Here is an 18,589-nt window from a genome sequence, read left to right on the forward strand (position 1 = left end):
CCTTCTGAATGCGGCTTTGGTCTACGGCCGGAGCATGACCTTGATGCAGCTGTCCGCCTTGTCGCGGAACGTGCGGTACATCTCCGGGCCTTGGGAAAGATCGACCTTGTGGGTGATGACGAACGAGGGATCGATCTGCCCGTCCTCGATCCGGCGTAGCAGGTCGCCGGTCCAGCGCGGGACATGCGCCTGCGCCATTCGGAAGGTCAGGCCTTTGTTCATCGCCTGCCCCATCGGGATCTTGTCGATCAGGCCGGTATAGACGCCGATGATCGAGATGACGCCTGCCGGGCGGCAGACGTAGATCATCTCGCGCAGCACGTGCGGGCGGTCGTTTTCGGCCATCAGCATCTGCTTGGCGCGGTCGAGCAGGGTGTCAGGCTGGCCCGTGTTGACATGGCTCTCCGCGCCGACCGCATCGATGCACTTGTGCGGCCCTTCGCCGCCGGTCAGCTCGTTGAGCCGGTCGATGACACTCTCCTCCATGAAATTGATGGTTATCGCGCCGGCTGCAGCCGCCATCCCTAGCCGCTCGGGGAGGTGGTCGATCGCGATCACCTGTTCAGCGCCGAGGAGGGTCGCCGAGCGGATCGTCATCTGGCCGACCGGGCCACAGCCCCAGATCGCGACCGTGTCGCCGGGCTGGATGTCGGCCTGCACCGCCGCTTGCCAGCCTGTCGGGAGGATGTCGGAGAGGAACAGCAGCTTCTCGTCGTCGATGCCGTCGGGCACCTTGACGTGCGTCGTGTCGGCGAAGGGCACCCGCAGATATTCGGCCTGCCCGCCCGGATAGCCGCCGGTCAGGTGCGTGTAGCCGAACAGGCCCGCCGTCCGGTGGCCGAAGGCCTTGTCGCCTAGCTCCCCCTTCCGGTTCGTCCGCTGACACACCGAGAAGTTGCCGCGCCGGCACTGGTCGCATTCACCACACTGGATCGTGAAGGGGATGACGACGCGGTCGCCCTTCTTGAGCGTGCCCTTCGCTGCGCTCCCGACCTCGACGACCTCTCCCATCGACTCGTGGCCGAGGATGTCACCCGGCAGCATCGCGGGGATGAGATTGTGGAAGAGGTGGAGGTCGGAGCCGCAGATCGCGCAACTCGTCACCTTGATGATCGCGTCGCGGGGGTGCTCGATCTGAGGATCGGACACCGTGTCGTAACGGACGTCTTCCTTGCCGTGCCAGACTAGAGCTTTCATGGGTGCGCTCCCGAGTCTCTGCGCCCGCCCCGGCCCCTGATTCCTCCTACCTGACGTTCAGATCAACGACTTAGGTTAGACCAACAATATTTTTCAACATGGCCCGTTCTGCAACATTAGACGCTGGCGAAAGTGGCCTCAGCCGACCAGTTGCTCGCCACATGGCAAAGGTCCACCGCATTGTCTGGCGGCCGCATTACATCATTCTTCGTCTTTTCGAAGGCAGTTAGCCGCGCCGAGACCGTCTGCAGGTAAGGCTGAACGACCGACCGCTTCTGAGAAACTGAACGATGCGCCTCAACGGCTACTTCTGGGTCGCTAGCCGCCGCCGTAGTCGACTGCATCAACGGCAGCTATCGCATTCTTTCACCCGAAAGCGGTCGGGCAGGAATCCACCAATCTCGGACGTTCGGCGGTTGATCTAGAAGCGATCGTTGATGGGTTCACGACTCTAGGCTTTTCGCCCAGCCCCGCTTGGCCGTTGCCGGCGATGCGGCTCTCGCAATGGCGGGAACCCAGAATCCCGGGCGCTGCCTTGTTCTGCTGGCCCTGGACCCCCGTCTGTGCGGGGATGCGCGGGAGACCGCGAGTAGGACCTCAATCCCCGCGCGGTACGTCGCGTCAGGCGCCGGCGTCGGTCAGCCGCTCGAGCTGGTCCTTGCTCAGTTCCAGGTCCCAGGAGCCGGTCAGTTCCTCCACCTGCTCGACGCTGGTCGCGCTCGCGATCGGGGCGGTGACGCCGGGCTGGGCGGCGAGCCAGGCGAGCGCGATCTGGGCGAGGGTGGCGCCGGTCTCCGCGGCGACCGAGTCCATCGCCGCCAGCACCGCGGCGCCCTTGCCCTCCAGCAGCTCGGCCATGCCGCGGCCGCGCACGCTCTTCGACAGGTCGTCGCGGCTGCGATACTTGCCGGTGAGGAAGCCCGAGGCGAGGCCGTAATAGGGCGTCACCGCGATGTTGTGCTCGATGCACAGGTTCTGGAGCTCGCCCTCGAAGCGGTGGCGGCTGACGAGATTGTACTCGGGCTGGAACACGTGGATCAGCGGCAGCGCCTCGCGCACGGCGATGTCGATCGCCGATTTCAGCCGCATCGCGTGGAAGTTGGACGCGCCGATCACGCGCACCTTGCCGACCTCCACCAGCCGCGCGAAGGCGGCGAGATAGTCCTCCTGGGGAACCGCCTCGTCGTCCTGATGGGCGAAATAGACGTCGATGCGATCGGTGCCGAGCCGCTGGAGCGAGGCTTCGACGGCCGCGGCGATCCGCGCCGGCGCGAGTTTCTCCCCGCCTTCGCCCGGCAGCATGCCGACCTTGGTCGCGAGCAGCACCTGGTCCCGCTTGCCCGTGGCGCGCAGCCACTCGCCGATCACCGTCTCGGACTCGCCGCCGTGGTGGCCGTCGACCCAGGCGGAATAGACGTCGGCGGTGTCGATCATCCGCCCGCCGCCCGCCACAAAGGCGTCGAGGACGCGGAAGCTCGTGGCCTTGTCGGCGGTCCAGCCGAAGACGTTGCCGCCCAGCACCAGCGGCGGGGTCTCGAGATCGGTGGGGCCGAGGGGGCGAGGGGTCATGGCCTGTCCATCTGGTTGTCGGCGGCGAGCGCCGCGGCGCTCACGCTGTTGGGGTCGAGCATCTCGGCCGCTTCGTTGAGGGCGCGCGCCTCGTCCGGGCCGATCGCGCCGGGCTCCGCATCCTCCGGCCCGCCGCAGCCGGCGAGCGCCAGCGGGGCGAGCAGGAGGACGAGGAGCCGCATCGCGTCAGTGCTGGAGGTCGTTGCCGGCGCGCTCCAGATGCTCGCCAGTCTCGCGCGTGCCGCGGTCGATCGCGCGGCCCGCATCGTCGGCCGCGTTGCCGATGGCGGCGCCGGCGCGGTCGATGCCGTTCTCCGCCGCGTCGAAGGCGCGGTCGCTGGCTGCCTCCACATCGTCGACGGCTTCGCCCATCGTTGCATTCGCGTCGGCCGCAATGGAATCGGCTGCCTGGCTGGTCTCGTTCTGCGCCTTGTCGCTGCAGGCGGAGAGTGCGAACGCGGCGGCGGCGGCGATCGGAAGCAGAATGGCCTTCTTCATTGGGGGTTCCTCTTTCCTTGACCCTGAAATCATCCGCGGCGCGAACGCACCGAGGGCAGGGTTGTTTCCCTGCCGCAACGGGCGCGTGCAAGCCGTGGCGCGGCGTTGACCCCATATAAAGAAATCTTTATATCACCGCGCATGGCTCCCGCCCTCGACATCTTTCGCGCGCTTGCGGACGCGACCCGGCTGCGCATCGTGGCGCTGCTGCGCTCGATGGAGCTGTCGGTGGGCGAGCTGGCGCAGGTGCTGGGGCAGAGCCAGCCGCGCGTCTCGCGCCATGTGAAGATCCTGGTCGACGCAGGCCTTGCCGAGCGGCGCAAGGAAGGCAGCTGGGTGTTCGTGGCGCTGGGAGAGGAGGCGCGGATCGCGCCGGTGCTCGCCGCGATCGACGCCTGGACGGGCGAGGGCGATCCCTGGACGCTGGCCGACACCGCACGGCTCGCGGCGGTGCGTGCAGACCGCGCGCAGGCGGCCGCCGCCTGGTTCGAGGCGCACGCCGGCGAATGGGACGCGATCCGATCGCTGCACGTGGCCGAAAGCGAGGTGGAGGCAGCGTGTGCGCGGGCGCTGGGCGCGCAGCCGATCGGGACGCTGGTTGACATCGGCACCGGCACCGGCCGGATGCTGGAGCTGTTCGCGCCGCAGGCGGCGCATGCGCTGGGCATCGACCGCAGCTCGGAAATGCTGCGGCTGGCGCGGGCCAAGCTTTCCGAGCGCGGGCTCGACAAGGCGGAGCTGCGCCAGGCCGACTTCTACCGGCTGCCGCTGTCGGACGACGATGCCGACGCTGCGATCCTGCACCATGTGCTGCATTTCGCGCAGCACCCCGGCGCGGTGATCGCGGAGGCCGCGCGCGTGCTGGCGAGCGGAGGGCGGTTGCTGATCGTCGATTTCGCGCCGCACGAGCGCGAGGACCTGCGCACGCGCGACGCGCATGCGCGACTTGGATTTTCGGACGAGCAGATGCTCGGCTGGTTCGCCGCGGCCGGGCTCGCGCCCGTACAGACGGAGACGCTGGAAGGCGGCGAACTGACGGTGAAGCTGTGGCTGGCGCGGAAAACCGGCGCCACCCGGGTGGAGAAGCAGGCGGCATGACGATTTCGGTGAACCAGCTCGAGGAAGCGCGCCGCGCGCTCGACGCGCCGCTGTTCGCGGACATGGCGGGCGACGCTGCGGTGTCGTTCGAGTTCTTCCCGCCCAAGTCGGCGAAGATGGAAGAGACGCTGTGGGAGGCGGTGCGCACGCTGGAGCCGCTCAGCCCCCGCTTCGTCTCCGTCACCTATGGCGCGGGCGGATCGACGCGCGAGCGCACCCATGCCACCGTCGCGCGCATCCAGCGCGAGACGAGCCTGGCCGCGGCCGCGCACCTGACCTGCGTCGAGGCGAGCCGCGACGAGATCGACCAGGTGGCCGAGGAATATTGGGCCGCGGGCGTGCGCCACATCGTGGCGCTGCGCGGCGATCCGCCGGTGGCGGGCCAGAAGTTCCAGGCGCACCGCGACGGCTATGCCAATGCGGCCGAGCTGGTCGCGGGGCTGAAGAAGCTGCACCCGTTCGAGATTTCGGTCGCCGCCTATCCCGAGTGCCACCCGGATTCGGGGACCAAGGCGGAGGACCTCGACAACCTAAAGCGCAAGCTGGACGCGGGTGCGACGCGGGCGATCACCCAGTTCTTCTTCACGCCCGAGGCGTTCTTCCGCTTCCGCGACGCAGCGACGGCGGCCGGCATTTCGGCCGAGATCGTGCCGGGCATCCTGCCGGTCTCCAACGTCGCCCAGACGCGCAAGTTCGCCGGCATGTGCGGGGCGGCAATCCCGGACTGGATGGACCGGCTGTTCGAGGGGCTGGACGACCATCCCGCCTCGCGCCAGCTGGTGGCGGCGACGATCGCGGCGGAGATGTGCCGCCGGCTCTATGCGGGCGACGTGCGCCACTTCCACTTCTACACGCTCAACCGCGCCGAGCTGAGCTATGCGATCTGCCATCTGCTCGGGCTGCGGCCGAACAAGGCGGCGGGCGCGGTTGCGGCGTGAACCCTCGCCTCCACCACTCCCGTCATGCTGAACTCGTTTCGGCATCCACCGTGCAGCAAGCGACGGCGGCGGATGTGGACAGATGGACCCTGGAACAAGTTCAGGGTGACGACGCGGTTGCGGCGAACGAATACGTCCAAGGTGACGAAAGAAGGTTGAAGGCATGACCCCTCGCGAAACCCTGCTGGCCGAGGCCGCCAAGCGCGTGCTCATCACCGACGGCGCGTTCGGGACCGAGATCCAGAACTGGAAGCTGTCGGAAGCCGACTATGCCGGCAGCCTGGGCCTGTCCCACGACCAGAAGGGCAACAACGACATCCTGGCGCTGACCAAGCCCGAGGTGCCGGAGTCGATCCATCGCGCCTATTTCGCGGCAGGCGCCGACATCGCCGAGACCAACACCTTCTCCGCCAACCGCATCAGCCAGGCCGACTATGGCGCCGAGCATCTGGTGCGCGAGATCAACGTCGAGAGCGCGAAGCTCGCCCGCCGCATCGCCGACGAGTTCCAGGCCAAGGATGGCCGCCCGCGCTTCGTCGCCGGGGCGATCGGGCCGACCAACAAGACGCTGTCGCTGAGCCCCGACGTCAACGATCCCGGCTTCCGCGAGATCGAGTTCGACTATCTGAAGGACGTCTATCGCGAGCAGATCGACGCGCTGGTCGAGGGCGGGGCGGACTTCGTGCTGATCGAAACGGTGTTCGACACGCTGAACGCCAAAGCCGGCATCATGGCGGCGATCGAGGCGGGCAACGATCTCGGCCGCGACCTGCCGATCATGCTGTCGATGACGCTGACCGACCTGTCCGGGCGCAACCTGTCGGGGCATACGGTCGAGGCGTTCTGGCATGCGGTGCGCCATGCGCGGCCGCTCACCATCGGGCTCAACTGCTCGTTCGGGGCGGAGCAGCTGCGGCCGCATGTGAAGACGCTGTCGCAGATCTGCGACACGCTGATCATGGTCTATCCGAACGCCGGGCTGCCCAACGAGCTCGGCGCCTATGACGAGGCGCCGGAGACGACCGCGGGGCTGGTGCGCGACTGGGCGGAGAACCGCCAGGTCAATGTGCTCGGCGGCTGCTGCGGATCGACCCCGGCGCACATTCAGGCGATCGCCGAGGCGGTGCGCGAACTGCCGCCGCGCAAGATCCCGACGCCGGAAGTGCGGACGCGGCTTGCCGGGCTCGAGCCGTTCACCATGGCGGCCTGAGTTCTAGATCCTCCCCCGGCAGGGGGAGGGGGACCAGCGAAGCTGGTGGAGGGGTATTTCCCCACGCGCAAGCCGGTCCGTTTGTTGCAACTACCCCTCCACCGCCTTCGGCGGTCCCCCTCCCCCTGCGGGGGAGGATCGAGAGAAGAAGACCATGACCCAGTCCTCCACCAGCTTCGTCAACATCGGCGAGCGCACCAACGTCACCGGCTCGGCGCGCTTCAAGAAGCTGATCATGAACGGCGACTATGCCGCCGCGATCGAGGTCGCGCTCCAGCAGGTGGAGGCGGGCGCGCAGGTGCTGGACGTCAACATGGACGAGGGGCTGCTTGACGCGCACCACGCCATGACGACCTTCCTGAAGCTGATCCAGGCCGAGCCGGACATCGCCCGCATCCCGGTGATGGTCGACAGCTCGAAGTGGGACGTGATCGAGGCCGGGCTGAAGTGCGTGTCCGGCAAGCCGATCGTCAATTCGATCAGCATGAAGGAAGGCGAGGAGATCTTCCTCGAACACGCCCGCAAGTGCATGGCCTATGGCGCCGCGGTCGTGGTGATGGCGTTCGACGAGGTCGGCCAGGCCGACACCAAGGACCGCAAGGTCGAGATCTGCGAGCGCGCCTACAAGCTGCTGGTCGGCATCGGTTTCCCGCCCGAGGACATCATCTTCGATCCCAACGTGTTCGCGGTCGCGACGGGGATCGAGGAGCACAACAACTACGGCGTCGACTTCATCGAGGCGTGCCGCGAGATCAAGGCGCGCTGCCCGCACGTCCATATCTCGGGCGGCCTGTCGAACCTGTCCTTCTCGTTCCGCGGCAACGAGCCGGTCCGCAAGGCGATGCACTCGGTGTTCCTCTACCACGCCATCCCCGCGGGCATGGACATGGCGATCGTCAACGCTGGCCAGCTCGACGTCTATGACCAGATCGAGCCGGAACTGCGCGCGGCGTGTGAGGACGTGATCCTCAACCGCGATCCGGATGCGGGCGAGCGGCTGGTGGCGCTCGCCGAGCGCTTCCGTGGCACCGATGCGGTGGCGGAGAAGCAGGCGGCGGAGTGGCGCAGCTGGGGCGTCGCCAAGCGGCTGGAACATGCGCTGGTGAAGGGCATCGACGCGCATGTCGTCGACGATACCGAGGAGGCGCGCCAGCTGTTCACACGGCCGATCGAGGTAATCGAGGGTCCTTTGATGGACGGCATGAACGTGGTCGGCGACCTGTTCGGATCGGGCAAGATGTTCCTGCCGCAGGTGGTGAAGTCCGCGCGCGTGATGAAGAAGGCGGTGGCGCACCTCTTGCCCTTCATCGAGGCCGCCAAGGAGCCCGGCTCCAAGGGCAAGGGCAAGGTCATCATGGCCACCGTCAAGGGCGACGTCCACGACATCGGCAAGAACATCGTCGGCGTCGTGCTCCAGTGCAACGGCTTCGAAGTGGTAGACTTGGGCGTGATGGTGCCCTGGTCCAAGATCTTGGAGGCGGCGAACGAGAACGACGCAGACATGATCGGGCTGTCGGGCCTCATCACGCCGTCGCTCGACGAGATGGTGACGGTGGCCGAGGAGATGAAGCGCGCCAAGATGGTGATGCCGCTGCTCATCGGCGGCGCCACGACGTCGAAGGTGCACACCGCGCTGCGCATCGCACCGGCCTATGACGGACCGGTGGTGCATGTGCTCGACGCCAGCCGTGCGGTGGGCGTGGCGACGACGCTGGTGAGCGACACGCAGCGCGACGACTATGTGACCAAGGTCGCCGAGGATTATGCCGCCGTCCGCGCCGCGCGCGAGGGCAAGGGGCAGAGCGCGCTGCTGCCGATCGCTGATGCGCGCGCCGCCGGCTTCGTTGCCGATTTCGCGCAGAAGCCGGCGGCACCCGCGCAGCCCGGCATCCACCAGTATGACGACTGGGACCTCACCGACCTGCGCGAATACATCGACTGGACGCCGTTCTTCCGCGCCTGGGAACTGGCCGGCAACTTCCCGGCGATCCTCGACGACGAGATCGTGGGGGAGAGCGCGCGCGGGCTCTACGAAGACGCGCAGAAGATGCTCGACATCATCATTGCCGAAAAGTGGCTGACCGCCCGCGGCGTGGCGGGCCTGTGGCCGTGCCACCGCGACGGCGACGACATCGTGGTGCGCACCCGCCACTCTGAGGATCAGGTGAGCCCGGACGGCGCGCACTTCCCGGCCGACCTGCACACGCCCGACCTCGACCGCGACAACGAGGGAAGCGTGCGCCTGCCGATGCTGCGCCAGCAGATCGCCAAGCGCGAGGGGCGGGCGAACCTGTGCCTGGCCGACTTCATCGATCCGGCCGGCGACTGGATGGGCGGCTTCGCCGTCGGCATCCACGGCATCGACCCGCACATCGCGCGCTTCAAGGCGGCGCACGACGACTACAACGACATCCTGCTGAAGGCGCTGGCCGACCGTCTCGCCGAGGCGTTCGCCGAGCGGCTGCACCAGCATGTCCGCACGACCCTGTGGGGCTATGCGCCCGACGAGCAGCTGACCAACGAGGCGCTGGTGCGCGAGCAGTATCGCGGCATCCGCCCAGCACCGGGCTATCCGGCCTGCCCGGAGCATAGCCTGAAGCCCATGCTGTTCGACATGCTGGGCGCGGGCGAGCGCGCCGGGCTGGTGCTGACCGAGAGCTTTGCGATGCTGCCGACCGCGGCGGTGTCGGGCTTCTACTTCGGCCACCCGGACAGCCACTATTTCGGGGTGGCGCGCATCGGCCGCGACCAGCTGGAGGACTATGCCCGCCGCCGCGGGGTGAGCGTCGAGCAGGCCGAGCGCTGGCTGCGGCCGAACCTGGACTGAGCTTCAAGCCGTCGCCGTGCTCGGGCGAAGGCAGGAGCCCAGGATTCGCAGGCGGTGTCGTGCGTGGCCCTGGGCTCCCGCCTTCGCGGGAGTACGGCTGATACCGTCAGATCTTCACCGTCATGCTGACGAACGTCAGCATCCATTCGCGCGACGCTCGCGACTCCAGCCGCAACCGTAACGGATGCTGACTTCCGTCAGGAGGACGGTAGGGTTGTCTCAGGCCGGCTGCAGCGCGCCGATCCGCCGGCGCTCCATCGCCACCGACACCGCCCAGATCGGCAGGCCGGCGAGCGCCAGCACCGCGCCGATCGCGCCGGTCGATTCCCAGCCCCAGCCGGCGGCGATCGCCATGCCCCCGACCCAGGGTCCGATCGCGTTCGCGAGGTTGAGCGCCGAATGGTTGAGCGCGGCCGCCAGGCTCTGCGCCTCGCCCGCGACGTCCATCAGCCGGGTCTGGAGCACGGTGCCGAGCGCACCGCCGAGACCGATCAGGAACACGCACGGGACGATCGTCCACAAGGACGCCGCCGCGAAGGTGTAGAGCGCCAGCATGGCCGCGCTCCACAGCAGGGTGAACGCGACCGTCGGCATCAGCGCGCGATCGGCGAAGCGCGGCACGATCAGGTTGCCCGCGGTCATGCCGGTCCCGAACACCGCCAGCACCACCGGGACGGTCGCCGCCGAGACGCGCGTCACCTCAAGCAGGGTGGAGGCGACATAGGTGTAGACGCAGAACATGCCGCCGAACCCGACCGCGCCGATGCCGAGCGTCAGCCAAACCTGCGGGCGGGCGAGGGCGCTCAGTTCGGCAAGCGGGCTGGCGGTGCGGTCCGCCTTGTCGCGCGGTGCGAGCGCCACCAGCATTGCCACGGTGCCGAGCGCCAGCACCGCGACCACGCCGAAGCCCCAGCGCCAGCCGACCGTCTGGCCGAGCGCATTGGCCGCCGGCACGCCCAGGATGGTGGCGACCGTCAGCCCCAGCATCACGCGCCCGACCGCCTGGGTGCGCTTCTCCACCGGCACCAGCGAGGCAGCGACCAGCGAGGCCGCGCCGAAATAGGCGCCGTGCGGCAGGCCGCTCAGGAAGCGGAAGGCCAGCATCCAGCCATAGGTCGGCGCCAGCGCGCTCAAGCCGTTGAACAGCGCGAACGAGCCCATCAGCGCGATCAGCAACGTGAACCGGGAGAGGCGCGCGCCGAGCACGGCGACGAGCGGCGCCCCCACCACCACGCCCAGCGCATAGGCGCTGATGACGTGGCCGGCGACCGGCTCGGTGATGCCGAGACCGGGCGCGAACAGGGGCACCAGGCTCATGGCCGCGAATTCGGTCGTGCCGATCGCAAAGCCGCCGGTGGCAAGGGCGAGGTGCACCAGCGCGACACCGCGCGTGGAAGCAGGAGGGGAGGAAGCCATCGTCACGCAGATGGGTGATGCTGCACTGCAGCGCAAGCGCAGCCGCCGCAACGCTGGTTTGCGCAAACGCAAGCAAGCGGGCCGGGCTGCCCTCGACGCCCGCGGGCCCAGGCGCTAGGCCGCGTCGCGTGACCGATGCCCCTCTCCGCCTGCGGCTCGATGGCGCCGCGCTCGTCCACAACTGGCAGGCGCTTGCCCGGCGCAGCGGCCCGGCCGCCTGCGGTGCCGCGGTCAAGGCCGACGGCTATGGCCTAGGTTCGCGCGAGGTGGTGCGCCGGCTGAGCGAAGCCGGGTGCCGCGACTTCTTCGTGGCGAACTGGGCGGAGGCCGAGGCGATCGCCGACGTCACGCCCGCGGTGTCGGTGCTGCACGGCGTGCGCGAGGAGGATCTCGCGGGGGCGCGTCGCTGGCCGCAGGTCCGCCCTGTGCTCAATACGGAGCGGCAGATCGCGCGCTGGCGCGACAGCGGCGGCGGCCCGTGCGACGTGATGGTGGATACCGGCATGAACCGGCTGGGGGTGCGTTGGGACGCGCCGGGCGCGGTGTTCGAGGGCCTGGAGATCGAGACGCTCGTCAGCCACCTCGCCTGCGCGGACGAGGATCATCCGATGAACGCAGAGCAGCGCGTGCGCTTCGCCGCGGTCGCGGCGCGGGTGCCGGCCAGGCGCTACAGCCTTGCCAACAGTGCGGGCATCTTCCTGGGCGCGGACTATGGCTTCGACCTGACCCGGCCGGGCCTAGCGCTCTACGGCGGCGTTCCGTGCCCCGCGGCAGAGGGCGTGATCCGGCAGGTGGTGTATCCGGAGGCGCAGGTGCTCCAGCGCCGTCGCATGCGGGCCGGCGAGGCGGCGGGCTACAACGCGACCTATGTGGCGCCGGCCGACCAGGAACTGGCGGTGCTCAACATCGGCTATGCGGACGGATACGGGCGCGGATTCTCGGACACGGGGACCGTGTTCGCCGGGGACATCGCCTGCCCGGTGCGCGGGCGTGTGTCGATGGACCTGCTGATCGTCGATGTCTCCGCCGCAGACGTTGTCGAGGGCGACTGGCTGACGATCGACTATGCGCTGGAGCGCGCCGCAGCGGCATCCGGCCGGTCGCAATATGAACTGCTGACGGGCCTCGGCCGTCGGTTCGATCGGGTCTGGCGCTAGGCCAGACCCGCGCGGGGCCTTACGGCCGCTCGACGCACATGGCGATGCCCATGCCGCCGCCGATGCACAGGGTGGCGAGGCCTTTTTTCGCGCCGCGACCCTGCATGGCGTAGAGGAGCGTGGTGAGCACGCGCGCGCCCGAGGCGCCGATCGGGTGCCCGATCGCGATCGCGCCGCCGTTGACGTTCACCTTGTCGGCGTCCCAGCCCATGTCCTTGCCGACCGCCAGCGCCTGGGCCGCGAACGCCTCGTTCGCCTCGATGAGGTCGAGGTCCTCGACGGTCCAGCCCGCCTTTTCGAGCGCCCGGCGGGAGGCGGGGACGGGGCCGATGCCCATGATCGACGGATCGACGCCGGCCGAGGCCCAGCTCTTGATGGTCGCGAGCGGGGTGATGCCGCGGCGCTTCGCCTCGTCGGCCGACATCACCACCAGCGCCGCGGCGCCGTCGTTGATGCCGCTGGCGTTGCCGGCGGTGACGGTGCCGTCCTTCTTGAACGCCGGGCGCAAGCCCGACACCGCGTCCAGCGTGGCGCCGGCGCGGATATATTCGTCGTCGGCGATGATCGTGTCGCCCTTGCGGCCCTTCACCGTCACGGGGGCGATCTCGTCCTTGAAGCGGCCTTCGCTGCGGGCCTGTTCGGCCAGGTTCTGCGAGCGCACCGCGAACGTGTCCTGATCCTGCCGGCTGACCGCGTACTGCTCCGCAAGGTTCTCGGCGGTGATGCCCATGTGATAGCCGTTGAAGACGTCCGTCAGGCCGTCCTTGATCATGGTGTCGACCAAGGCGACGTCGCCCATCTTGGAGCCGGCACGCAGCGCCTGGGCGTGGGCGGAGAGCGACATGCTTTCCTGGCCGCCCGCCACCACGATCGAGGCGTCGCCGGTCAGGATTGCCTGATAGGCGAGCGCGACCGTGCGCAGACCCGATCCGCACACCTGGTTCACGCCCCAGGCGGGCACTTCCTTGGGGATGCCGGCGGCCATCGACGCCTGGCGCGCGGGGTTCTGCCCCTGACCGGCGGTGAGCACCTGGCCCAGGATCACCTCCGACACGTCCGCCGGCGCGACGCCGGCCTGCGCGAGCGCGGCCTCGATCGCCTGGCGGCCGAGTTCGTGGGCGGGGGTGGTGGCGAACGCGCCCAGGAAGCTGCCGACCGGGGTTCGCTTGGCGGCGGCGATCACGATCTCGGTCATGCGGCAGAGTCCTCTCAGGTGCGGCCGCCCTCGTGCGGCGCTTTGCGCCTATCTAGTCGCGGGAACCCGGCTTATCCAGTCGGCGAGTGGGTGCCAGAGCAGCGCAGGCGCGCGGCTGCCCACCACCATGCCGACATGGCCCGCGGCGACGGGGTGGCAGTCGGGCAGGCCGGCCGCGCTTCGTGCCGGCACGATGCGGTCGCCCTGCGCCACGAAGTCGATCGCCGGGCAGGCGAGCGCGCCGGGCGCGACCGGGCGGCCGCCCGGCTGCCAGCGGCCGCTGCCGGGCAGGTCGTCGCCGAAGAAGCCCTCGAACAGCTGGCGCCCGGCCGCATAGGTGAGCGGCGCCCCCGCATTGGCCCAGTCTTCCAGCGCGACAAAGGCCTGCGCTTTCGCGCTTTCGGGATCGAGCGTGCCGAACGACTCGAACTTGGCGACGGTGCGGGCGGGATCGAGCCGCCAGAAGCCGGATTGCAGCACCTCCATCGGCACCAGCCCCAGCGCCGCGCAGGTCGGCTCCGCCGCCTGCCACAGCGCGGCGATACGCGCGCGCGCGCCGGTGCCGAAGCCGGCGAAGTGCCAGGGCGTGGCGATCAGCGCGATCCCCGCGACCGGCCGGAGTGCTGCGGCCGCGAGCGCAAGCGTGCCGCCCAGGCAATAGCCGACCAGCACCGGCGGCTCGGGCAGCGCGTCGAGCAGCGGCAGCAGCAGGTCCGTCACATGCGCGTCGATGTCCTGGCCGCGATCGGCGGGCGCGGGCGTGCCCCAGTCGACCAGCAGGGGGCGCATTCCCCGGCCCGCCAGCCAGCGCAGCAGCGAATTGTCCGGCGCGAGATCGAGCACGAAGGGCGGGTTGATGAGCGAGGGGACGAACACCACGGGGCGACCGGCGGCCGCGCCCTGCCCATAGTCGTGCAGCGTCGCCCGCCCGCGCCGTGCCAGCACCGCGGCGGCCGGCGAGCGCGGGGGGCGGGGGGCCTGCTGGAACGCGCGGAGGCCGGCCAGTGCTGCGGCGCGGCGTTCGGGGGCATCCGCCGTCTCCGACCGCAGCATCTCCAGGAAGAGCGGCAGCGGACGCGGCCCGCGTTGCAGCGCGGCAGAAAAGGGTGGTATCGTCGAGTCAGACATTTCAGGGGTTCTGCATGAAAAAGACCGTGTCGGATGGCGGGCCCGTCATCATCAAGAAATACGCCAACCGGCGTCTCTACAATACCGAGACCTCGTCCTACATCACGCTGGACCATCTCGCGGCGATGACTCGCGAGGGTCGCGACTTCAAGGTGGTCGACGCCAAGTCCGACGACGACATCACCCACAATGTGCTGACGCAGATCATCATGGAGGAAGAAAGCCGCGGGCAGACGATGCTGCCGGTGAGCTTCCTGCGCCAGCTGATCGCGCTGTACGGTGATTCGATGCAGGCGATGGTGCCGGGCTATCTGGAAGCGTCGATGGACAGCTTCCGCCGCAACCAGGAGCAGTTCAAGTCGGCGGTGGAGGGCGCGTTCGCCAATTCGCCGTTCGCCAACACGCCCTTTGCCGAGATCGCCAAGCGCAACATGGCGATGTTCGAAGCGGCGACCGCGGCGTTCAAGACGGGTGCCGCCAACGACAGCAGCGTCCCGGCGCCTACCGCGAACGAGGGCGGCGAGGGCGAGATGCAGGCGCTGCGCGCAGAGCTCGCCCGGTTGCAGGAAAAGGTCGACAAGCTGGCCAAGTGAGCCAGTTCCTGGGGCGGGGAGGGCGCGTCAGCCCTCCACCGCCGCAGGGCTCCGCCGTGCTCCTGCGAAGGCAGGAACCCAGAGTTCGAAACACCGCCAGCGGTTGTTCTGCTTGGCCCTGGACCCCCGCCTGCGCGGGGGTACGGCAGTATGTGGCGCTTGCGCAGCTCTGAGGGTCAGCGCGGCTTGACGAAGCGTAGCGTCATGCGGTCGCTCTCGCCGATCGCGGCATATTTGGCGCGATCGGTGTCGCCCAGGCGATAGCTCGGCGGCAGCGTCCACACGCCCTGCGGCCAATCGGCGGTGTCGCGCGGATTGGCGTTCACCTCCGACCGGCCGGCGAGCTTGAACCCGGCCCTGGTGGCGAAGCCGATCACCGAGCTTTCCTTCATATAGCCGCTCTTTTCTTCGGCCGACGCGTCGCGTCCCTCGGGCAGGCGATGCTCGACCACGCCCAGCGTGCCGCCGGGCTTCAGCATGGCGAACATCGCGGCGAACATAGCCTGCGCCTGGTCCGCGCCGCCGAAGCGCCAGTTGTGGACGTTGCGGAAGGTGAGCACCACGTCGGCGCTGCCGTCGGGCACGGTCGCGTCGCCGGGCTTGGCCGGGAAGCCCGCGATCCGCACCTTGGCATAGCGCGCGGCGTCCTTCGCCTGGAGCGCCTGCACGCCCTTGGCGCCGTTCGGCAGCGGGGCGGCGGCGTAATAGCTGCCGGTGCGCGCCAGATAGGGGGCGAGTATCTCGGTATACCAGCCGCCGCCCGGCCAGACCTCCACCACCGTGTCGGAGGGCTTCACGCCGAAGAAGGCGAGCGTCTCGGCCGGGTGGCGATAGCGGTCGCGGGCGACGTTGGCGGGCGTGCGCGCAGGCGAGGCGATCGCGGCGGCGAGCGCCTGCTTCGGGGTCTCGGGACGGGCGACGGCGGTCGCAGCCAGGGGAACCGCCGCGGCGGCAAGGGCGAGGATCGGCAGCATCGGGCGCATCGGAACGACCTTCCAAAAAGGTGACGCGGCGATGTTGTGCGGCTAAGCGCGGCGGATGCAAGTGGGACTTTGGAGCGGAGCGGCCGCGCTGGCGGCAGTGGCGGTGGCGAGCGGGGTCGCCGACGCGCGACGTGCGCGGCGCGCCGACCTGGACCGGGTGGGGGTGATGCCCTGGCCCGGCATCCAGATGGCGGCGATCCTGTGCGCGGTGATCCTGGGCGCGCTTGCGCTTACGGGGTGAGGGGCCGAGCTGGCCTCCGCTGCCCCGGCGACATGCGACGGCAGATGGGTGGCGCGGCCGTTCGCTCAGCCCGGGTGGGCGAGGTGGATCAGCGGGTATGGCCTGCCTTGGCCGTCGCAGGGTGAGCGGCCGGTAGGGCGAAAACCCAAGCGCTCATAGAAGCCGACCGCCTGGCCGTTCTGTTCGTTCACGTCCGTCGTCAGGCCAGGATGCAGCGCAAGCGCGTGCCGCACCAGCGCGGCGCCGATCCCCCGCCCATGAACGGCCGGATCGACGAACAAAGCCTCCATGTGGCCGCTGTCCAGGAGCATGAAGGCGAGCGGGCGATTCTTGCCATCGACGGCAAGCCACACGGGGGCATGCGGAAGGAAGGCGCAGACCTCCGCGTCGATCGCGGCTCGATCCTCGGTCGAGAGGAAGTCGTGAGTCGCATCGACGGCGGCGCGCCAGATCTCGACAATGCGGTCGCCTTCGCCCGCCTGGGCGCGCCTGATCGTGAACATGGCAGTGTGATGCCCGAACGGGCCACGAGGCGCTAGGTGAGGGCTCAGCTCTCGTCGCTCCCCTGCAGATCGGCCGGGTCGAACCGATAGGCGAGCAGGTCGCCAGGCGCGCACTCCAGCACCGCGCACATTTTCGCGATGGTGGCGAACCGGATCCCGCGAACCTTCCCGGACTTGAACAGCGAGAGCTGGGTTTCGCTGATCCCGATGCGGCTCGCGAGTTCCTTGCCTGTCATGCTGCGCGTAGCGAGCATTGCGTCAAGAGTGACGAGGACGGGCATGTTCAGATGAACTCGTCCAGTTCCTGCCGCACTGCGACGGCCCGGCCGAACAGCTGCGAGAACATTGCGAGCGTTGCGCCGACAATACCCAAAGTTACGGGGGAGGGATCGAAAGTCGCGATATAGGGCTCCCCTTGCACCAGCGCAGTGGCCAGCGGGACGCCAAACACCGTGAAAACCGCACCACAGAACAGGGCAATGCCTGCGCGGAGCAGCAGCCGGGCGATGACATTCTCGAACAGCGCCCCCTCCGCCACGCGCCGTAAGGCGCTGCGAACCATCCAGATCGCCCACATGTAAAGAAACATGGGAAGGTAGTAGATCGCGACCGTGTCGGCGAACCGGCCCCCCTGCAGGACGATGTTGCCGAGTAGCGCGAGGGTTAGCAGCGCAAGGGCGGCAAAGGGGATGGTGACGAGCCACATCAGTATGCGGGCGTTCCTCTGGAGCAGCTGAACGGACACGGAAGAATCCTTTCGATCGCCTACAATTTAAGTCTAACTTAAACTTTCAACGTGTCAACGGTCTCGTGCCCTAGTAGAACTTCGCCAGCGTGAGGGTGCGGTCGGTGCCGTCGCACAGACCGAGGCGGAGCTTGCGGCCGGGGGTGTCGGCGGCCCAGGCGAGATCGGCGGCGTCGGGGGCGGTTTCGCGGATGGGGGCGCCGTCGACCTGGCAGATCTCCTCTCCGCGGCGCCAGCCGGCCTTGGCCGCAGGGCTGCCGCGCATGACGTGGAGGACGCTCAGCCGGTTGTGTCCATAGCCGAGCAGGAGCCCGCTGGTGGAGCGCGGCGGGCCGGCGGCGGTGCCCTCGATCGACGCCAGCAGCAGGTGGCCGGCGCCTGGATCGAGCAGCACACGGAAGCGCTGAAGGAAGCCGACGCCGATGCGGCTGGGGATGCCGGTGCGGTCGGCGAAGTCCTTGCCCTCGATCCGTAGCTCCACCTCGGTCGCGGGGGCATCGCCGAGTCGCAGCGCGTCGGTGACGGTGAGGCCCGCCTCGACCGGGCCGGCGAGGCCATAGGAGATGGTGGAGGTGAGCGGGCGCTGGGGCAGACGGGCGCCGCGCCACTGCTCGCGGGTGACGCTGACGCTGGTGCCGTCCCCGGTGTCGATCATCACCGGGTGGAGCGACGTACGCCCGAGCCGGGCCTGGGTCACGTAGAGCCCCTCGGGGTTGCGCGACAGCGGCGCGCGGTCGCCCGGGAAGGGCGCGACGCCGCTCGGCAGGAGGCGGAAGCGGCGGCTCGCGAAATCGATGTCGAGCGCATGGGGGCCAAGCAGGTCGGCGCCGATCAGCGCATCCACCGGACGGCCGTCGCCGGTGTGCACCTGCGACAGATCGAGGAGGGCCATCGGCCGCTCGGTGCTGCGCAGCCCGCCCAGCGACAGCCGCGCGACCCTTGCCCAGCTGAGCGGCAAGTCTCCGCCGATCGCGGCCGCGGTGCCGCGCACCTCGGTCTTCAGCCGGGCGGTGCGGGCGAAGCCGGTGTCCAGGATCGAGTGGGTGACGCCGGTGTCGAGCAGGGCGCTTGCCGGTCGCCCTTCGATCTTCATCGCGAAGCGGATGTGATTGGCGGGGGTGAGTTCGAACGGCACCCAGCGTTCGGCGCTGTCCTTCGCCAGCGTCTCCACGGCCGTGCGGGGCGCCTGGGCGGCGGGAACGGGGGACACGGCCAGGGCCGTGGCCAGGAGGGCGAGCGCGATGCGCATCGCGGCAGCCTAGAAAGCGTCCGCGAGTCGCGCCAGCCCGCC

General features: G+C 69.2%; 19 protein-coding genes. 7 read left to right on the plus strand and 12 right to left on the minus strand.

Annotated features, from left to right (window positions below):
• Positions 1-21: 21 nt before the first annotated feature.
• The 4 genes from EO081_RS00840 to EO081_RS00855 form a co-directional block, all read right to left on the minus strand.
• Positions 22-1,197 carry a zinc-dependent alcohol dehydrogenase gene (locus EO081_RS00840; protein ID WP_129340081.1) on the minus strand — a complete coding sequence of 392 codons (1,176 nt, stop codon included), beginning with the start codon at positions 1,195-1,197 and terminating at the stop codon, positions 22-24.
• 621 nt (positions 1,198-1,818) lie between these two features.
• Complete coding sequence (locus EO081_RS00845; protein ID WP_129340082.1) at positions 1,819-2,766, minus strand: aldo/keto reductase; 948 nt, start codon at positions 2,764-2,766, stop codon at positions 1,819-1,821.
• The gene (locus EO081_RS00850) at positions 2,763-2,948 is read right to left on the minus strand and encodes a hypothetical protein (protein WP_129340083.1); all 186 of its coding nucleotides are present in this window, start codon (positions 2,946-2,948) and stop codon (positions 2,763-2,765) included. The genes EO081_RS00845 and EO081_RS00850 overlap by 4 nt, the downstream gene beginning before the upstream one ends.
• Before the next feature lie 4 nt (positions 2,949-2,952).
• On the minus strand, positions 2,953-3,264 hold the full coding sequence (locus EO081_RS00855; protein ID WP_183947797.1) for a hypothetical protein: 312 nt from the start codon (positions 3,262-3,264) through the stop codon (positions 2,953-2,955).
• A 141-nt stretch (positions 3,265-3,405) separates the two neighbouring features.
• Here EO081_RS00855 and EO081_RS00860 point away from each other — a divergent pair, with 141 nt between their 5' ends.
• The 4 genes from EO081_RS00860 to metH all read left to right on the plus strand — a co-directional run bounded on the left by EO081_RS00860 (position 3,406) and on the right by metH (position 9,337).
• Complete coding sequence (locus EO081_RS00860) at positions 3,406-4,362, plus strand: ArsR/SmtB family transcription factor (RefSeq protein ID WP_129341372.1); 957 nt, start codon at positions 3,406-3,408, stop codon at positions 4,360-4,362.
• Positions 4,359-5,300, plus strand: coding sequence for a methylenetetrahydrofolate reductase [NAD(P)H] (metF, locus tag EO081_RS00865; RefSeq protein WP_129340084.1), 942 nt, complete (start codon positions 4,359-4,361; stop codon positions 5,298-5,300). Before EO081_RS00860 ends, metF begins: the two co-directional genes overlap by 4 nt.
• 163 nt (positions 5,301-5,463) lie before the next feature.
• Complete coding sequence (locus EO081_RS00870) at positions 5,464-6,510, plus strand: homocysteine S-methyltransferase family protein (protein WP_129340085.1); 1,047 nt, start codon at positions 5,464-5,466, stop codon at positions 6,508-6,510.
• 154 nt (positions 6,511-6,664) lie between these two features.
• Complete coding sequence (gene metH, locus EO081_RS00875) at positions 6,665-9,337, plus strand: methionine synthase (RefSeq protein WP_129340086.1); 2,673 nt, start codon at positions 6,665-6,667, stop codon at positions 9,335-9,337.
• A 219-nt stretch (positions 9,338-9,556) separates the two neighbouring features.
• On the opposite strand, the gene EO081_RS00880 is transcribed toward metH, so the two are convergent.
• Positions 9,557-10,753 carry an MFS transporter gene (locus EO081_RS00880; protein WP_129340087.1) on the minus strand — a complete coding sequence of 399 codons (1,197 nt, stop codon included), beginning with the start codon at positions 10,751-10,753 and terminating at the stop codon, positions 9,557-9,559.
• 128 nt (positions 10,754-10,881) lie between these two features.
• On the opposite strand from EO081_RS00880, the gene alr reads away from it, so the two are divergent.
• Positions 10,882-11,910, plus strand: coding sequence for an alanine racemase (alr, locus tag EO081_RS00885; RefSeq protein WP_240697492.1), 1,029 nt, complete (start codon positions 10,882-10,884; stop codon positions 11,908-11,910).
• A gap of 19 nt (positions 11,911-11,929) precedes the next feature.
• On the opposite strand, the gene EO081_RS00890 is transcribed toward alr, so the two are convergent.
• Both EO081_RS00890 and EO081_RS00895 read right to left on the minus strand, forming a co-directional pair.
• On the minus strand, positions 11,930-13,105 hold the full coding sequence (locus tag EO081_RS00890; RefSeq protein WP_129340089.1) for an acetyl-CoA C-acetyltransferase: 1,176 nt from the start codon (positions 13,103-13,105) through the stop codon (positions 11,930-11,932).
• Positions 13,106-13,153: 48 nt separating this feature from the next.
• Positions 13,154-14,233 carry an alpha/beta fold hydrolase gene (locus tag EO081_RS00895; protein ID WP_129340090.1) on the minus strand — a complete coding sequence of 360 codons (1,080 nt, stop codon included), beginning with the start codon at positions 14,231-14,233 and terminating at the stop codon, positions 13,154-13,156.
• A gap of 14 nt (positions 14,234-14,247) precedes the next feature.
• On the opposite strand from EO081_RS00895, the gene phaR reads away from it, so the two are divergent.
• Positions 14,248-14,826, plus strand: a complete 579-nt coding sequence (gene phaR, locus EO081_RS00900; RefSeq protein WP_125961570.1) for a polyhydroxyalkanoate synthesis repressor PhaR — start codon at positions 14,248-14,250, stop codon at positions 14,824-14,826.
• Positions 14,827-15,002: 176 nt separating this feature from the next.
• Here the strand turns inward: phaR and EO081_RS00905 are convergent, their stop codons facing one another.
• Positions 15,003-15,809 (minus strand): class I SAM-dependent methyltransferase, encoded by an 807-nt coding sequence (locus EO081_RS00905; RefSeq protein WP_129340091.1) that lies wholly within the window; start codon positions 15,807-15,809, stop codon positions 15,003-15,005.
• Positions 15,810-15,864: 55 nt separating this feature from the next.
• Here EO081_RS00905 and EO081_RS00910 point away from each other — a divergent pair, with 55 nt between their 5' ends.
• On the plus strand, positions 15,865-16,050 hold the full coding sequence (locus EO081_RS00910; protein WP_125961572.1) for a hypothetical protein: 186 nt from the start codon (positions 15,865-15,867) through the stop codon (positions 16,048-16,050).
• A gap of 65 nt (positions 16,051-16,115) precedes the next feature.
• Here EO081_RS00910 and EO081_RS00915 read toward each other — a convergent pair whose 3' ends face one another.
• The 4 genes from EO081_RS00915 to EO081_RS00930 form a co-directional block, all read right to left on the minus strand.
• A complete protein-coding gene (locus EO081_RS00915; protein ID WP_129340092.1) occupies positions 16,116-16,553 on the minus strand; it encodes an acetyltransferase in 438 nt (145 codons plus the stop codon).
• 44 nt (positions 16,554-16,597) lie between these two features.
• On the minus strand, positions 16,598-16,834 hold the full coding sequence (locus EO081_RS00920; protein WP_129340093.1) for a helix-turn-helix domain-containing protein: 237 nt from the start codon (positions 16,832-16,834) through the stop codon (positions 16,598-16,600).
• 2 nt (positions 16,835-16,836) lie between these two features.
• Complete coding sequence (locus EO081_RS00925) at positions 16,837-17,298, minus strand: DUF2975 domain-containing protein (RefSeq protein WP_129340094.1); 462 nt, start codon at positions 17,296-17,298, stop codon at positions 16,837-16,839.
• 70 nt (positions 17,299-17,368) lie between these two features.
• Entirely contained in the window at positions 17,369-18,547 is a 1,179-nt protein-coding gene (locus EO081_RS00930) for an aspartyl protease family protein (protein WP_129340095.1), read from the minus strand.
• Positions 18,548-18,589: the final 42 nt, after the last annotated feature.

Origin of the sequence: Sphingomonas desiccabilis, assembly GCF_004135605.1 — a bacterium.
In the GTDB taxonomy this organism is placed as follows: Bacteria; Pseudomonadota; Alphaproteobacteria; order Sphingomonadales; family Sphingomonadaceae; genus Sphingomonas; species Sphingomonas desiccabilis.

What these genes read in the sequence shown, in the direction of transcription:
- EO081_RS00930 (WP_129340095.1), bottom strand. Translation starts at nt 18,547, where the DNA reads ATGCGCATCGCGCTCGCCCTCCTGGCCACGGCCCTGGCCGTGTCCCCC.
- EO081_RS00840 (WP_129340081.1), bottom strand. Translation starts at nt 1,197, where the DNA reads ATGAAAGCTCTAGTCTGGCACGGCAAGGAAGACGTCCGTTACGACACG.
- metH (WP_129340086.1), top strand. Translation starts at nt 6,665, where the DNA reads ATGACCCAGTCCTCCACCAGCTTCGTCAACATCGGCGAGCGCACCAAC.
- phaR (WP_125961570.1), top strand. Translation starts at nt 14,248, where the DNA reads ATGAAAAAGACCGTGTCGGATGGCGGGCCCGTCATCATCAAGAAATAC.
- EO081_RS00870 (WP_129340085.1), top strand. Translation starts at nt 5,464, where the DNA reads ATGACCCCTCGCGAAACCCTGCTGGCCGAGGCCGCCAAGCGCGTGCTC.
- EO081_RS00850 (WP_129340083.1), bottom strand. Translation starts at nt 2,948, where the DNA reads ATGCGGCTCCTCGTCCTCCTGCTCGCCCCGCTGGCGCTCGCCGGCTGC.
- EO081_RS00855 (WP_183947797.1), bottom strand. Translation starts at nt 3,264, where the DNA reads ATGAAGAAGGCCATTCTGCTTCCGATCGCCGCCGCCGCCGCGTTCGCA.
- EO081_RS00910 (WP_125961572.1), top strand. Translation starts at nt 15,865, where the DNA reads ATGCAAGTGGGACTTTGGAGCGGAGCGGCCGCGCTGGCGGCAGTGGCG.
- metF (WP_129340084.1), top strand. Translation starts at nt 4,359, where the DNA reads ATGACGATTTCGGTGAACCAGCTCGAGGAAGCGCGCCGCGCGCTCGAC.
- EO081_RS00890 (WP_129340089.1), bottom strand. Translation starts at nt 13,105, where the DNA reads ATGACCGAGATCGTGATCGCCGCCGCCAAGCGAACCCCGGTCGGCAGC.
- EO081_RS00915 (WP_129340092.1), bottom strand. Translation starts at nt 16,553, where the DNA reads ATGTTCACGATCAGGCGCGCCCAGGCGGGCGAAGGCGACCGCATTGTC.
- EO081_RS00920 (WP_129340093.1), bottom strand. Translation starts at nt 16,834, where the DNA reads ATGCCCGTCCTCGTCACTCTTGACGCAATGCTCGCTACGCGCAGCATG.
- EO081_RS00895 (WP_129340090.1), bottom strand. Translation starts at nt 14,233, where the DNA reads ATGTCTGACTCGACGATACCACCCTTTTCTGCCGCGCTGCAACGCGGG.
- EO081_RS00880 (WP_129340087.1), bottom strand. Translation starts at nt 10,753, where the DNA reads ATGGCTTCCTCCCCTCCTGCTTCCACGCGCGGTGTCGCGCTGGTGCAC.
- EO081_RS00905 (WP_129340091.1), bottom strand. Translation starts at nt 15,809, where the DNA reads ATGCGCCCGATGCTGCCGATCCTCGCCCTTGCCGCCGCGGCGGTTCCC.
- EO081_RS00845 (WP_129340082.1), bottom strand. Translation starts at nt 2,766, where the DNA reads ATGACCCCTCGCCCCCTCGGCCCCACCGATCTCGAGACCCCGCCGCTG.
- EO081_RS00860 (WP_129341372.1), top strand. Translation starts at nt 3,406, where the DNA reads ATGGCTCCCGCCCTCGACATCTTTCGCGCGCTTGCGGACGCGACCCGG.